11 protein-coding genes and 2 tRNA genes are annotated in these 14,061 nt (G+C 61.7%); 9 read left to right on the forward strand and 4 right to left on the reverse strand.

Annotation, left to right across the window (positions count from 1 at the left end; translation table 11 throughout):
* The first annotated feature begins 68 nt into the window (after positions 1–68).
* From QKD99_RS06575 to QKD99_RS06590, 4 genes are all read left to right on the forward strand, one after another.
* Positions 69–142 (forward strand) — tRNA-Ile (locus tag QKD99_RS06575).
* A 108-nt stretch (positions 143–250) separates the two neighbouring features.
* On the forward strand, positions 251–1,306 hold the full coding sequence (locus tag QKD99_RS06580) for a TRIC cation channel family protein (RefSeq protein ID WP_347951046.1): 1,056 nt from the start codon (positions 251–253) through the stop codon (positions 1,304–1,306).
* Positions 1,307–1,402: 96 nt separating this feature from the next.
* Positions 1,403–2,995 (forward strand): mechanosensitive ion channel domain-containing protein, encoded by a 1,593-nt coding sequence (locus tag QKD99_RS06585; protein WP_347951047.1) that lies wholly within the window; start codon positions 1,403–1,405, stop codon positions 2,993–2,995.
* 130 nt (positions 2,996–3,125) lie between these two features.
* Positions 3,126–4,214 carry an alkene reductase gene (locus QKD99_RS06590; protein WP_347951048.1) on the forward strand — a complete coding sequence of 363 codons (1,089 nt, stop codon included), beginning with the start codon at positions 3,126–3,128 and terminating at the stop codon, positions 4,212–4,214.
* Positions 4,215–4,361: 147 nt separating this feature from the next.
* On the opposite strand, the gene QKD99_RS06595 is transcribed toward QKD99_RS06590, so the two are convergent.
* Entirely contained in the window at positions 4,362–6,032 is a 1,671-nt protein-coding gene (locus tag QKD99_RS06595) for an alkaline phosphatase D family protein (protein WP_347951049.1), read from the reverse strand.
* A gap of 402 nt (positions 6,033–6,434) precedes the next feature.
* Between QKD99_RS06595 and QKD99_RS06600 the strand changes: the two genes are divergently transcribed.
* Complete coding sequence (locus QKD99_RS06600; protein WP_347951050.1) at positions 6,435–7,229, forward strand: serine hydrolase domain-containing protein; 795 nt, start codon at positions 6,435–6,437, stop codon at positions 7,227–7,229.
* Positions 7,230–7,703: 474 nt separating this feature from the next.
* Positions 7,704–8,114, forward strand: coding sequence for a hypothetical protein (locus QKD99_RS06605; protein WP_040425190.1), 411 nt, complete (start codon positions 7,704–7,706; stop codon positions 8,112–8,114).
* Between the two features lie 79 nt (positions 8,115–8,193).
* On the opposite strand, the gene QKD99_RS06610 is transcribed toward QKD99_RS06605, so the two are convergent.
* Entirely contained in the window at positions 8,194–8,979 is a 786-nt protein-coding gene (locus tag QKD99_RS06610) for an HAD-IIA family hydrolase (protein ID WP_225746655.1), read from the reverse strand.
* Entirely contained in the window at positions 8,976–9,269 is a 294-nt protein-coding gene (locus QKD99_RS06615) for an acyl carrier protein (protein ID WP_225746656.1), read from the reverse strand. The genes QKD99_RS06610 and QKD99_RS06615 overlap by 4 nt, the downstream gene beginning before the upstream one ends.
* A gap of 27 nt (positions 9,270–9,296) precedes the next feature.
* Between QKD99_RS06615 and QKD99_RS06620 the strand changes: the two genes are divergently transcribed.
* On the forward strand, positions 9,297–10,295 hold the full coding sequence (locus tag QKD99_RS06620) for an alpha/beta hydrolase (protein ID WP_347951051.1): 999 nt from the start codon (positions 9,297–9,299) through the stop codon (positions 10,293–10,295).
* Between the two features lie 114 nt (positions 10,296–10,409).
* On the opposite strand, the gene aceE is transcribed toward QKD99_RS06620, so the two are convergent.
* Positions 10,410–13,157: a pyruvate dehydrogenase (acetyl-transferring), homodimeric type gene (gene aceE, locus QKD99_RS06625; protein WP_347951052.1), complete on the reverse strand. Its 2,748-nt coding sequence runs from the start codon at positions 13,155–13,157 to the stop codon at positions 10,410–10,412.
* Positions 13,158–13,494: 337 nt separating this feature from the next.
* Here aceE and QKD99_RS06630 point away from each other — a divergent pair, with 337 nt between their 5' ends.
* Together QKD99_RS06630 and QKD99_RS06635 are read left to right on the forward strand one after the other, a co-directional pair.
* Entirely contained in the window at positions 13,495–13,893 is a 399-nt protein-coding gene (locus QKD99_RS06630) for a DUF3052 domain-containing protein (RefSeq protein WP_005324380.1), read from the forward strand.
* A 68-nt stretch (positions 13,894–13,961) separates the two neighbouring features.
* Positions 13,962–14,034: transfer RNA gene (locus tag QKD99_RS06635), tRNA-Val, on the forward strand.
* The last annotated feature ends 27 nt before the right edge of the window (positions 14,035–14,061 follow it).

A 14,061-nucleotide genomic window follows, 5' to 3' on the forward strand; every position in this document is an offset into this window, starting at 1 on the left:
GGTCTTTAGCCCCGCATTGGCTACTCTTTTGAGAGCGGATCTTCGCCCTAGTGGTGCGTTATCCGCGCGGGGCTATAGCTCAGTCGGTTAGAGCTACGGACTCATAATCCGTTGGTCCCGGGTTCGAGCCCCGGTGGCCCCACGGTGAGAGGGAGGCGTCGGCAAGCAAGGCCGGCGCCTTTTCTCGTGCCTGGGCGCGCATTTGGGTGTGCTAATTGCGCGGTGGCGGGCGGTGAAGTCTAATAGCCATATGGTTGAAGTGGATCCGCTCATTGAATCTCTCTACCGCTGGTCCGATATCAGCGGCGTGCTGCTGATGGGAATCATCGGCGGCACAATGGCGCGCAAGCGCGGCTATGACATCATCGGCTTTTTCTTCATCGCGATGTTTTCTTCCCTGGGCGGCGGCATGGTGCGCGACGTGCTCATCAACCGCGGCACCGTGGCGGCCATGAGCCAGCCGGAGTACCTCTACTTGGCCTTTGCCGGCGCGCTCATTGCCCGCTTTGTCTACTTTAAGGGCAAGACCTGGGATTATCTGCAAGCGCATGGCGACGCCGTCGTGTCCGGCCTCTGGGCTGCCACCGGCGCTGTGAAGGCCATTACCTATGGGCTGCCGCTAATCCCGTGCATCATGATGGGTGTGTTTACCGCCACCGGCGGATCCATGATTCGTGACATCGTCATGGGGCGCGAGCCTAGCGTCTTTGGCGATAACCAGCCGACGGTCATCCCGGCCGTGGCCTGCGCAATCATCGTCTTAGTGGGCCACCACTATGACATGATGGCCGTGGGCATGATTATCGGGCCGCTGGTTTCCATCTTCTTGGCTCTGCTGGGCATTTGGGCCGGCTGGCGCGTGCCGGCGTATCAGGAATGGGCGCCGATTAATCACACCGCGGCGCAGGTGAAGGTGCTGGCGAAGAAGGCCGAGAATAAGAGCCGCGCGGTGGGCCGCCGCTTGGAGCCGCACCGCGTGCGCTCGTGGCGCCACCGCCAGATGGAGGCCGCACTGCAGCGCCGCATCGAAAAGGAAGTGCGCTCGGGCAAGCGTCGCAAAGAGGCCGCCGCGGAGGCCAGCGAGTTTATGGAGTCGTTTGAATCGGACGTCGATCAGCTCAGCGCCCAGACCGCGGAGACCGAGAACACCGACATTGGCGTGGACCTTAGCGGCGACTCCTATGAAGCGGAAGAACAAGCCTCCCACGAGGAATCCCAGCGTCTGCTCGATACCATCTTGGAAGATGACAAGCTTACCGATGAGCTCATTGACCGCCTCATGAAGCGTTATAACTCCCGCGACTAGGGGCCGGGCAATCCGCGCTCGATCCATCGGGTGCTTGCACGGTTGCTGGCAGCCAACTGGCATCTGGTTTTCAGGCACGCGGCCTAATCTAGAGGCATGAATCTGAAGTATTACTTCTACGAGCTGTGGGGCCTCTTTGTTGACCATGGCTTACCGCTTATCGCGCTATTGCTGATAGGCATTTTGATCCCGCGCATCGGCAGGCTGGCCATCCGCATTATGGAGCACCGTCTCGATGAAGACGAAGAAGCCACCAAGGCGCGCCTGGCGCTGACCGGTGCGCTGGTCTACATCGTGCAGGCGGCGGCGTACTTCCTCATCATCTGGGCCGCGCTGACCAATCTCGGTGTACCTGCGGTAGGCGCTGCGGTGCCGGCGACGATAGTCTCGGCCGCCGTGGGCTTTGGCGCCCAGTCCATCATTGCGGACTTTCTCTCCGGCTTCTTCATCCTTTCGGAAAAGCAATTCGGCGTAGGTGACTATGTCAGTTTCGATGGTGTGACGGACGTGGAAGGCACCGTAGTGATGCTGACCCTGCGCACCACCAAGGTGCGCACGCCTACCGGCGAGCTGGTCACCGTGCCCAATAGCTCGGCCGGCGCGGTCACCAACTACTCTCAGGAGTGGTCGCGCGCCGTGGTCAACTTTGATGTGCCGGTGCAAGAAGGCGAGACCCTGCCAGAAATCACGCGCCGGGTGCGCACGATTTCCGAGCAAGCCATCCAGGAACCGTCCATCGCCGTGGACGTCAATGGCGAGCTCGAGGTTCTACCGGCCACCCAGCTGGTGGCCCCGCAGGCGGCCGGCCAGTCGTGGCACGTGACCTACCGCGTATTGGTTACCGTCAACCCCGCCCGCCAGTGGGCGGCGGAGCGCGCCATCCGCTCCGCGCTGCTTTCCGAGTTCTGGGATCACTACAACGTGGCTGACTTGGACGAAATCCAGCGCCCGCTTCTTCCGGTGGGCGACAATGCTGCGGCACAAGAATCCGTCAAGGATGCCTCCGCGGCAGGGGAGGGCTCGCGCCCCGATTCCCAGCCGGAAAACCAGTCGCCCGAGGTGGATGGCCCAGATAGCGATGGCCCCGGAAAGCCTGCGCTGCCGGATGAGGAGGACCACGAGCCCGAGCCCACCCAAGGCATCTGGCGCGCGCTGGAGACTAATTCCAAGTTCCAGAAGATCGCCACCATTGGCGGCCGGGTCCGCGCCTCTACCACGGGCCTCATCCTCGCGTTGCTCGTCGTCGGCGCCTTGGCCCTGGCCTCAAGCAATCCCGAAAATGCCGACGCCGGCTGGCTCTCGCCTGAGCATTGGCGCGATAGCGGCGCGGAGGCCTCTTCCTCGCCGCTTTCCGACGCCCCCTCCACCAACCCCACCCCCGAAACCACCGAGACCGGCACACAGAACGAGCCGACGGAGGACAGCTCTGCTGCCACGGAGACCGCCAACCCGCAAGGCTCTGATGGCGCTGGCGCGACTGATTCGCCTGCCGGCAGCGGTGGTGGCGGTGGCCAGGAAACTGGTGCTACAGGTAATGCCTCGCCCGCTCCGAGCGCCGCCAACGGCGGGACCGATTCCGGCAACGGGGCCGGCGCTGCGCCCACTGCCGGGAGCGACGCTGGCGATGGCGCCCAAGCGTCCGGAACCGCCGGCAGCACCGGCCAAGAGATCCCGGCAGAGCCGCGCTAGTAAGGCTTCTACAGTAAGCCGGTCCGTCCAGCGCTCATTATTGGGCGAGGTAAAGCTGGCATACACGCTGGTGTCATTATCCTTTTGACAGTGGTGAAATAGTGCAGCCCGGCTGCGCGTTGCACTGGGCATGACTTCACTTTTCGAACCACTGGAACTTGGCCGATTCAAGCTAGATAACCGCGTCACCATGGCGGCGCTGACCCGCCAGCGTGCAGGCGAAAGCGGTGTACCCACCGAGCTGCACCAGAAGTACTACTCGCAGCGTGCGACGGCTGGTCTGGTGGTTACGGAGGGAACCTTCCCGGCGTGGACCAACCGCGCATTCCCGGGCCAGGCGGGCATTGCGACCGACGAGCAGGCAGAAGGTTGGCGCGCCGTCGCAGACCGCGTGCACGAGGAAGGCGGCACCCTGTTCATGCAGATCATGCACGGCGGCCGCACGAGCCACCCAGACCTGATTGACGGAGCGAACCCGGAGGCGCCGAGCGCCTTCGATTGGGGCGGAACCGTGCGTGGCTTCGCTGGCAAGATGGACGCGCCGATCCCGCGTGAACTGAAGAAGGAAGAGCTACCGCGCATCGTGGACGAATTCCGCCAGGGCGCGCGCCGGGCAGTTGACGCCGGCGTTGACGGCGTGGAGATCCACGGCGCCAACGGCTACCTGCTGCATGAGTTTATGGCGGCCTCGTCCAATAAGCGCGAGGATGAATTTGGCGGCAGCCCGGAAAATCGCTGGCGTCTGCCAGAGTTGGTCATCCGCGCCGTCGTAGAGGAAATCGGTGGCGACCGCGTGGGCGTGCGTTTCTCCCCGGCACACAACGTGCAGGGCGTCATCGAAGACGATCAGGAAGACATGCTGGCCACCTACGGCGGGCTTCTCGATGCCCTGGCACCGCTGAACCTGGCCTATGTGTCCTTGCTGCATGGCGAGCCGGACAGCGAGCTCATCGCCACGCTGGCACAGAAGGCACGCGCAAACGGCGTGACCAAGGTGCTTATGAATGATGGCTTCCCCACGATTACCTCGAAGGAGGATGCCCAGCGCGAAATCGAGCTGGACTACGTGGATGCCGCAGTGGTGGGCCGTCAGCTCATTGCCAACCCGGACCTGGTGCGGCGCTGGAGTGAGGGCCTTGAGCTCAACGAGCCGGACCAGGCTACGTTCTACCTGGGCGGCGAGCGCGGCTACATCGACTATGAGTATGCCGCGGACTAGGGAAGAATCCGCGGCACCAAAGGGGGCCCGACAGGCGGGCGAGTGATAGGTAGTGAAATTCCCCAGAGAGGGTCTTTCACTATCCCTATCGAAGGTGTACTACTCGTTCGTTAACACCGAGTACCTGTCATGTGACAGAACTTACAACTACTTGGTGTAGCCCTCACCCGGGCGCCAGGTCATGGTCACGGCCTCGCGCACCGGGGACTTGGCGGTGAGCAGATTATCCACGCGCAACCAGTGCATTTCCGCCGAATCCGGGCGCACGGTGACATAGCTGTAACCGTGGTGGTCCAGATCCACGTGGCGGGTGTGCGGGTTGGCTCCCATCAAGTAGCGCTCAGCCAACTTGGAAAGCTCATTGCCCTCCGGCAGCTTCAGCTGCTCGTTCACGTTGGGCGCAGACACGGAGGCGCAGACCATCTCGGCGCCGAAGATGCGGCCATCCTTGCTGATATTATGCGCCCACTCGGAGTGGATATCGCCGGTGACAAAGAGGGTGTGGGAGTCGTGCTTAGAGAGGGCGTCGATAAGCAAGCGGCGCTCTGCAGAGTAGCCATCCCACTGGTCGCCGTTGACCGGAATGCCGGTGATATTGGAAGACAGCGAGGAAGAAACCGGCTTGGTCTTCTCATCTTGTTGCAGGGTAGCCAGGTTCATGGGGGAGAACATGACGGAATTGCCCAGCATATTCCACTTGGCAGAAGAGGTCTCGATCTTATTGAGCAGCCAGTTGTACTGCTCAGAGCCGAGCATCGTGCGGCCTTCAGCGGCCATCTTGCGCGGGCCAAAGCGCACCTGCTCATCGCGGTAGGTGCGCAGGTCCATCATGGTCAGCTCCACCAGATCACCGAAGGTCAGGCTGCGGTAGAGGTGGCCCTGCTCGGACGGGTTGGTCGCGCGCACCGGCATCCACTCAAAGTAGGCCTGCATCGCGGCCTTGCGGCGGTCCAGGAAGGCTCCTTCCTCGCCTTCGGTGTGGTTCTCGGCGCCCTCGCGCCAGTTATCGTTGGCTACCTCGTGGTCATCCCACACCACGACCCACGGCAGCGCACCGTGTGCGGCCTGCAGGTTCTCATCGGTGCGGTAGCGTCCGAAGCGGATGCGGTAATCCTCCAGCGAGATAATCTCGTGCGCCGGGTGATGCAGGCGCACCGGGCCATAGCCAGCGTATTCGCGCTGCGGATACTCGTAGATATAGTCGCCCAAGAAAATCATGTAATCCAGCTGGTCCGCGCGGCCGCGCTGGGCAATATCGCCATAGGCATTGAAGAAGCCGGACTCCCAGTTGGCGCAGCTAGCCACGCCAAAGGTGAGCTCTTCCGGGGAGGCGCTCAGCGCCGGGGCGGTCTTGGTGCGGCCGACGGGCGAGTACTTATCCTGCGCCTTAAAGCGGAAGAAGTACACGGTCTCCGGCTCCAGGCCATGCGGATCCACGTGCACGGTGTGGTCCTGGCCGGCGTCGGTGGTCACTTCGCCCCGCTTGACGACGTCCCCAAACCCCTCATCCTTGGCAATTTCCCACTCCACCCGGGTGGCCTCGCCCAGGCCAGATCCCGGCATGGCATCGGCATCCGGGGTCACGCGGGTCCACAAGATGACCGAATCCGGAATCGGGTCACCCGAGGCCACACCGTGGAGGAAGGGCCGCTCGCCCAGCTTGGGCTCCACCATGTGCTGCTCCACGCGCGGCGAGAGGCTGCTTTGGGCGTTGGCGGCTGCACCGGACAGAGCGATGGCGGCACCGGCGGTACCGGTGGATTGCAGGAATCGGCGGCGGTTAACTGCGCTGCCCGTGTTCTTAGAATTATTAGACATGGTTGAAAGTTTTCTCATGTCTAATGGGTGTGCAACCGTTTCTTGCCCGATTCCATAAAATGTTCTTGTTGTTTTAACCGGTGGTTTACTTGGGCGGCTTCCTGTGGGCCTGACGCGTCTGGTGGTTGGGCGGTTTCGAGGGGCTTTCGCCGGCTTCTGTGGCTTAGGTCCATTCTGATCGGGCTGATTTGAGGCCTTTAGGGCTGAATTGAGGGGTCTATTCGCTCAGATCGGCCCGATCACCTTCGACCTAAGGCGTGCGGAACCCAGTAGACCTAAGGTATGTGGGATTCGTGAGCCCAAGGCGTACGCGGGCCCAGTAGGCCAAAGGAGTGACCGGCTCGAAAAGGCGCGCCCAAAGCGGTCCAGTCCTTCCGAATGTGGCTCAGTAGGCTAGAGAGTATGAGTGAATTTAGCCAAATTAGCCAGTGGCCCGCGGATACGGTGGCCGGAGCCTTGCTGCACCGTGGCGAGGTGCAAGAAACGGTGGGGGATACCGCCCGTGAATTTCCGGTGGCATCGGTAACCAAGCTGGTCGCAGCGTACGGCGTGATGCTGGCCGTGGAAGAAGGAGCCGTGGAGCTAGAGCAGCCCGCCGGCCCGGAGGGCTCCACGCTCGAGCACCTGCTTGCACACGCCTCTGGCGTTTCCTTTGATTCCCGGGAGTCGCAGAAGCCGGTGGGCGAGCGCCGCATCTATTCCTCGGCCGGTTATGAGTGGGCCGCGGATGCCGTGGCCGAAGCTACGGGCATGGACTTTGCCGAGTACCTGCGCGAAGGCATTTTGGCCCCGCTGGGCATGGAGTCCACCCGGCTGGAAGGCTCGGCCGGGCACGGTTTGGTTTCCACGGTGGAGGATCTCGCGGCCTTTGCCGCGGAAGTCCAGAATCCACAACTCCTGCACCCCTCCACCGTGGCCGACATGCGCCGCGTACACTTCGACGGATTGCGCGGCATCGTTCCGGGCTACGGCAGTTTCAAAGACTGCACCTGGGGTCTAGGCTTTGAAATCCACGGCGATAAGGATCACTGGATGGGCGCCCTGCCTGCCGACGCCGTCGGTCACTTCGGCATGTCCGGCACCTACCTCTGGGTCGCCGGCGACTATGCCATGGTCGCGCTCACAAACCGCGACTTTGGTGAGTGGTGCAAGCCGCTCTGGCACGATACGAATACCGCCATCTGGAACTCTTTGTAATCTTCCCGCTGTGGCGGAGCGAGCGCCTTCCACTGGGGGAAGTGGTGCGGTGGAAGGCTCCCCCGCGGGGCGGGGAGAAGTCGGGGAATTTCGTGCGAAAGGGGGCATCCTGCGCGGGAAACCGGTGCGAGCGCACGGGCAGCGGTTGCGTGAGAGCCTAGTTGTGCTTTCCCGGGCGTGAGCAGGGCTTCTGTTGCCCGCCGTCAAGGAAGGCAAGAATTTTCTCAGCAAACTCCAAATTTCACATTTGTAACATTGGTTTCACCTGCACCTTTGGCCCCAGTCTGTACCTAGGGTTGAGGTTTAGCGAATGGGGGTTGAAGTGAAAGTTGAGGGTTGTAGGGAGGGGTGTGACGCAGGAAAATTGTGAGCAGACGCATCAGACAGTTCGTTGGGGAAGACGAAGCTCGTCTTGCATCGCGCCGGGCCGGCAGGCCTCGTGCGGTGGTGATCTATGTCGAGGGAGAATCGGCTATGAATACGTGCGTTAACCCTGCGCCGGTTGAACAGCCGGCCTCCACCTCCACGTGGCCCTCCGTCAACGGCGGTGCCACCGTGGTCACCGGTGTGCTGAAGATTTCTGGGATGCCGCGCAAGCTGCGCTCGGAGATTGAACACGCCATGGATCGGTGCATCCGTACCGAGTCGGAATTTATCATTCCGGGCGATGATCCACTGACCGCTCAGTGGTGCACTCGTTGGTTCCGGGATGGGCTTTCCGTAGCGGCGCTTGCCCAGGGCGGGAGCGCCTGCGCCAACGCGGGCAGCGGTATCGGCTGCCACCAGGTGCTTACCGGCACCCGCGAGGAGCTGGACGCGCTTGATTGCGTTGTGCGCTACCTCGCGCAGCGCCACGGCTTTACTGCTGCTGTGCGCCTGCCGTAGAAGGCGCGAAAGGGGTTGGACCAGCTGCTGCTGGCCAACCCCTTTGCTTCTGCCGCCGGATGGTGCGATTGGGAAAGAGCTATTCCGCTTCGGCGAAGGGATCCAGGATCTTGTCTGGCAGCTCCGCCACGGATTTCAGCACGGCCGACGGGCGGTACGGGTAGCGGGAAATTTCTCGGTCATCGGAAATGCCGGAGCGCACCAGTACCGTGCGCATGCCGGCCTCAAGGCCCGCCTTGACGTCTGTATCCATGCGGTCACCAATCATGACCGTGTGCTCCGAGTGAGCACCAATATGATTGAGCGCCGAGCGCATCATGACCGGGTTGGGCTTGCCTACATAATAAGGCTCGCGGTTGGTGGCGGCGGTAATGAGCGCGGCCACGGCGCCGGTAGCTGGAAGTACGCCCGTGGGGGCGGGGCCGGTGACATCCGGGTTGGTGGCAATAAAACGCGCACCATCGCGGATGAGGTTAATGGCGGTGGTAATCGCTTCAAAGGAGTAAGTGCGGGTCTCACCAAGCACCACGAAGTCCGGGTCATCGTTGGTGAGGATCCAGCCTGCCTCATGCATGGCGGTGGTCAGGCCGGATTCGCCCACTACGTAGGCCTTGCTGGAGCTTACCTGGCTGGAAAGAAAGTTCGCGGTAGCGGTAGCGGAGGTCCAGATGCGCTCAGCGGGAATGTCCAGTCCAGTATTGCGCAGGCGGGCAGATAGGTCCCGCGGGGTAGACATGGAGTTATTGGTCAGCACCATGTACTCGATGTCATTGTCTTTAAGTGCCTGGATAAATTTATCGGCGCCAGGGATCATCTCACCTTCTTTGATGAGCACGCCGTCCATGTCTGATAGATAAGAAATCATTGGTGATCCTCCACATACTCGGCGATATCGCCGATGGTTTCGCTGTTGAGCATCGTCTCCTCAGAAAAGCGGACCTGGAAGGCCTCTTCCGCGCGCACGGTGAGCTCCACCAAATCGAGCGACTCCACGCCGATATCCTTCAGGCGGGTCTCGCGGCCCAAGTCTTCCTCGGTCCCGGTGACCTTGTGGATGAGTGCGATGAGCTGGCTAAGGGTATCTCGTTCCGGCTCCTTATCCGGCGCACTCGCATTGAACTTTGCCTGCAATTGGGCACTGAGGTCGTTTGCCATGCCCACCAGTCTAGTATTGATCCCGTTATGGCATTGAGAAAACGTTCTTCCGTTGTGGCGCGTAGTTGGCTCAAGCGCCTGCGCCCCTCGCACCGCGCCGAGCTAGAAAAGCTCTATGGCGGATTGCATGATCCCTCTACCGAGCCGGGGCTTACCCACATCAGCGCGTCCGGCACCGTGGACCACGATGGCCTAGACATCGCCTGGTACGAAGTAGGCCAGCAGGACGCCCCGGTGACGGTGGTGTTCATTCACGGCTATTGCCTGTCCTCAGAAGCCTATTATGACCAGGCCAATTACTTGCGCGACCGCAACGCGCGCGCACTGTTGGTGGACCTGCGTGGGCATGGGCAGTCCTCCACGGTCGCCCCAGAAGAGTGCACCGTTGACGCGGCTGCCGACGACGTCCTAGCCGTCATCCGCGAGCGCGCTCCCCGCGGCAACTTGGTCATCGTGGGTCATTCCCTGGGCGGCATGGTTGCCTTGAACCTCATCCGCCGTGCGCCGGCCGAGGTGTATGAGCGCATCAAGGGCGCGTTGCTGATTTCTACTTCTATGCGTCGCTTTGCGGCCAAGGGTGTGGCCCAGATTTTGCAGTCCAAGTCCTTGCACGCGCTCTACCGCTTGTGCCTGCGCCTGCCCGGGCGCGTCGATAGTGCCCGCTTCGAAGTTGCCCGCTTTATTGCCCCGCTTTTTGCCGTGACCCTAGCCGGCTTTCCCCAGATGGAGAAGCTGCAGTTCCATGTTGCCATGCTTCTCGATACCCCCTTGGCCTCCTACTCCGGTTTCTTCGACGATCTTCTGGAGCACGCTGAGTACGGCGCCGCCGAAAGGCTGGCGAAGCTCCACGGTGAGGTAGTGGTGGGAACCGCCGATATTGTCACCCCACGTTCGCAATCCGAAGTGCTCTGTGAGAATTGGCCAGCCGCGAGTCTGCAGACGGTGGAAGGCTCCGGGCACATGGTGATCCTCGAAGACCCTGAGGCCATCTCCGCAGCCCTCGGCCGCGTCCTCGACGCGATATAGGCAGACAGCTCAAGCGAATACCTCTCGAGGCACGCAAAAGGCGCCGCGGCGGGAAGCCGGCGGCGCCTTACTTGTAACGCATTGGTGCGGTTCTAGCTCGCACCAATGCGGGGATTAGGCCTCGATGTGGGTGGTAGCGGTCGGATCATCCAGCTTGAGATCCTTGGCTGCCTTCTCCACAACGGAGCGCTCAATCTTGCCCTCGCGAGCCAGGCCATCGAGTACGGCGACGACGATGGACTCGGCATCGATGTTGAAGTAGCGGCGTGCGCCTTCGCGAGTATCGGAGAAGCCGAAGCCATCCGCACCCAAGGTGATGTAGGTACCTGGGACGTACGGGCGGATCTGCTCCTGCAGCTCGGTGGTGAAGTCAGAGACGCCAACGAACGGACCCTCGTAGCCCTTGAGCTGGGAGGTAGCAAATGCCTCGGTCGGCTCCTCACCCTTGCGCAGGGCCTCCTTGTTGCGGCGGGCACCGTCGCGGGCCAGCTCGTTCCAGGAGGTGACGGAGAAGATGGAGGCCTTGACATCGAAGTCGTCGGCAAGCAGCTGCTGCGCGCGCAGCGCCTCGTGCACGCCCACGCCGGAAGCCAAGATATTGGCAGCAATGGAGCCGCCCTCAGCGGTGTTGAAGTGGTAGATGCCCTTGTGCAGGCCCTCCACGTCCAAGTCCTCCGGCTCGGCCGGCTGGTGCACCGGCTCGTTGTAGACGGTGAGGTAGTACATGATGGCCTCATGGTCCTTGCCGTACATGCGCTCAATACCGCGGGTGACCAGGTGCGCCACCTCGTAGCCGAAGGCCGGGTCATAAGAAACCACGGCCGGGTTGGTAGCGGCCAGGACAGGGGAGTGGCCGTCCATGTGCTGCAGGCCCTCACCGGTCAGGGTGGTGCGGCCGGCGGTAGCGCCGATAATGAAGCCGCGGCCCATCTGGTCACCAGCCGCCCAGAAGGCATCGCCGGTGCGCTGGAAGCCGAACATCGAGTAGAAGATGTACAGCGGAATCATGGCCTCGCCCTGGGTGGCATAGGACGTAGCTGCCGCGGTGAAGGAGGCAGCGGCGCCGGCCTCAGAAATGCCCTCGTGCATGATCTGGCCGTCGGTAGCCTCGCGGTAGGACAGCATCAAGTCATGGTCAACCGGCACGTAGTTCTGGCCGCGTGGGTTCCAGATCTTCATGGTGGGGAACCAGGAGTCCATACCAAAGGTGCGGGCCTCGTCCGGAATGATCGGCACAACGCGCTTGCCCAGCTCCTTGTTGCGCATGATCTCCTTGAAGGTGCGCACCAGGGCCATGGTGGTGGCTACTTCCTGCTTGCCGGAGCCCTTGCGCACGGAGCGCAGCTTATCCAGCGCAGGTGCCTCAAGCGGGGTGAAGTCCTCACGGCGCTCCGGCAGGAAGCCGCCGAGCTCTTTACGACGCTCCAGCATGTACTTGATCTCCGGGGAATCCTTGCCCGGGTGGTAGTACGGCGGCAGGTACGGATCCTTCTCCAGCTCCGCATCGGAGAACGGAATCTCCTGCTTATCGCGGAAGCGCTTCAGATCATCCAGGGTCAGCTTCTTCATCTGGTGGGTAGCGTTGCGGCCCTCGAAGTTGTGGCCCAAGCCGTAGCCCTTAATGGTGTGCGCCAGGATGACGGTTGGCTTGCCGGTGCCCTTGTTCTCCAGCGCGCGAGCGTAGGCAGCGTAGACCTTGCGGTAATCGTGGCCGCCACGGCGCAGTGCCCAAATCTCATCATCGGACATGTCTTCTACCAGCTTGGCCGTGCGCTCATCGCGGCCGAAGAAGTGCTCACGCACATAGGCGCCATCATTCGCCTTAAAGGTCTGGTAGTCACCGTCGGAGGTGGTGTTCATGACGTTGACGAGGGCACCCTCGGTGTCCTTTTCCAGCAGCTTATCCCAGCCGCGGCCCCAAATAACCTTGATGACCTCCCAGCCAGCACCGCGGAAGAAAGACTCCAGCTCCTGGATGATCTGGGTATTGCCGCGAACCGGGCCGTCAAGGCGCTGCAGGTTGCAGTTGACCACGAAGGTGAGGTTATCCAGCTCGTAGAGGGATGCGATCTGCAGCAAACCGCGGGATTCTGGCTCGTCCATCTCGCCATCGCCCAAGAAAGCCCATACGTGCTGCTTGGAGGTGTCCTTGATGCCGCGGGTCTCCAGGTACTTATTAAAGCGTGCCTGGTAGATAGCGTTAATCGGGCCCAAGCCCATGGACACGGTGGGGAATTCCCAGAACCATGGCATTAGACGCGGGTGCGGGTAGGACGGCAGGCCCTCGCCCTCACCGCGGGAGACCTCTTGGCGGAAGCCGTCCAGATCCTTTTCGGTCAGGCGGCCTTCCATGTATGCGCGCGCGTACATTCCGGGGGAAGCGTGGCCTTGGAAGAAGACCTGGTCGCCGCCCGAAGGATCGTCCTTGCCCTTGAAGAAGTGGTTCAGGCCGACCTCGTATAGCGGGGCAGCGCCTGCGTAGGTGGAGATGTGGCCGCCCACGCCAATGCCCGGGCGCTGTGCGCGGTGCACCATGATGGCTGCGTTCCAGCGGATCCAGCGGCGGTAGCGCTTCTCCAGCTCCTCATCACCTGGGAACTCCGGCTCCATGGTGGTGGGGATGGTGTTGACGAAGTCCGTAGACGTCAACGACGGCACCTCAACGCGCTTCGCAGTAGCGCGCTCGAGCAGGCGCAGCATCAAGTAGCGTGCGCGCTCCGGATCGGAGTGGTCCAGCAGACCATCGAGGGAGTCCATCCACTCGCGGGTCTCTTCTGGATCATTATCGTGAAGATACGATGCAACGCCGTCGCGGATGAGGGGGAAGTTGGAGTCGCCCTGGTGGGCGTCCTTCTCGGCCATTTAAACCTCCTATTTAAGGGTCTGCACAGTTTGCCTACTAGGATACGCGCTCACAGATCCACAGTCGTTGTGAAGTCCGACTTAAGGGGACGTGCGGTACGTTACATTGCCATAACCAGTACCTTTGCAAAGTTTGTTGGGGTAAAAGAGGGTAGTTTGCTAACTCTGTGGAGCCAGCTGCGTTGGTGGCAGGGCCTGCAAAATGGGGGAATTGCGGCCCTTAGGCGGGTAAAAGGGGCCGGTGGACGTTAAAATGCTTCTATTAAGCCGCGATTTACCCGCAGGATGCGGGCGATACGCGGACCAGACATTCACTAAAATAGGAAGGAAATGCATAGTGGCTGACGCTGCAGTCAAGCTCGGAATCAAGGAAGGGCAAATCGCCCTGGAGCTTGGTTGGGACGAGGATTGCGATACCGCAATCTCTGAATCGATCGAGGCCGTGCTCGGCGATGACTTCTTGGAAGAAGAAAATGACGAGCTGTGCGATGTAGTCCTTCTTTGGTGGCGCGAAGAAGACGGCGACCTTGTGGATGGACTGGTGGACGCGAGCCGCCCGCTGGCCGATAACGGTGCAGTCTGGCTGCTTACTCCAGGTGCCGGCAAGCCGGGAACCGTAGAGCCTGGGCTCATCTCTGAGTCCGCTCAGCTGGCAGGCCTAGTGCAGACCAAGGCGGAGCGCCTAGGCGAGTGGCAAGGCTCGTGCTTGGTGCAGCGCGGCTACACCAAGAAGTAGGGCTTTACCTGCCGATTTGTGTTGCTTTAGCAACCTGCGCTACTGTTTCTAACAGCGCAAGAGCGCATGCGGCTTTAGCTCAGCTGGAAGAGCAATTGGTTTACACCCAATAGGTCGGGGGTTCGATCCCCTCAGGCCGCACAAGGTCAGAGCCCCTTTTCGAGAAAT

This window comes from Corynebacterium sp. c3Ub_189 (assembly GCF_039907195.1).
GTDB lineage: Bacteria > Actinomycetota > Actinomycetes > Mycobacteriales > Mycobacteriaceae > Corynebacterium.

What these genes read in the sequence shown, in the direction of transcription:
- QKD99_RS06580 (WP_347951046.1), top strand. Translation starts at nt 251, where the DNA reads ATGGTTGAAGTGGATCCGCTCATTGAATCTCTCTACCGCTGGTCCGAT.
- QKD99_RS06585 (WP_347951047.1), top strand. Translation starts at nt 1,403, where the DNA reads ATGAATCTGAAGTATTACTTCTACGAGCTGTGGGGCCTCTTTGTTGAC.
- QKD99_RS06590 (WP_347951048.1), top strand. Translation starts at nt 3,126, where the DNA reads ATGACTTCACTTTTCGAACCACTGGAACTTGGCCGATTCAAGCTAGAT.
- QKD99_RS06595 (WP_347951049.1), bottom strand. Translation starts at nt 6,032, where the DNA reads ATGTCTAATAATTCTAAGAACACGGGCAGCGCAGTTAACCGCCGCCGA.
- QKD99_RS06600 (WP_347951050.1), top strand. Translation starts at nt 6,435, where the DNA reads ATGAGTGAATTTAGCCAAATTAGCCAGTGGCCCGCGGATACGGTGGCC.
- QKD99_RS06605 (WP_040425190.1), top strand. Translation starts at nt 7,704, where the DNA reads ATGAATACGTGCGTTAACCCTGCGCCGGTTGAACAGCCGGCCTCCACC.
- QKD99_RS06610 (WP_225746655.1), bottom strand. Translation starts at nt 8,979, where the DNA reads ATGATTTCTTATCTATCAGACATGGACGGCGTGCTCATCAAAGAAGGT.
- QKD99_RS06615 (WP_225746656.1), bottom strand. Translation starts at nt 9,269, where the DNA reads ATGGCAAACGACCTCAGTGCCCAATTGCAGGCAAAGTTCAATGCGAGT.
- QKD99_RS06620 (WP_347951051.1), top strand. Translation starts at nt 9,297, where the DNA reads ATGGCATTGAGAAAACGTTCTTCCGTTGTGGCGCGTAGTTGGCTCAAG.
- aceE (WP_347951052.1), bottom strand. Translation starts at nt 13,157, where the DNA reads ATGGCCGAGAAGGACGCCCACCAGGGCGACTCCAACTTCCCCCTCATC.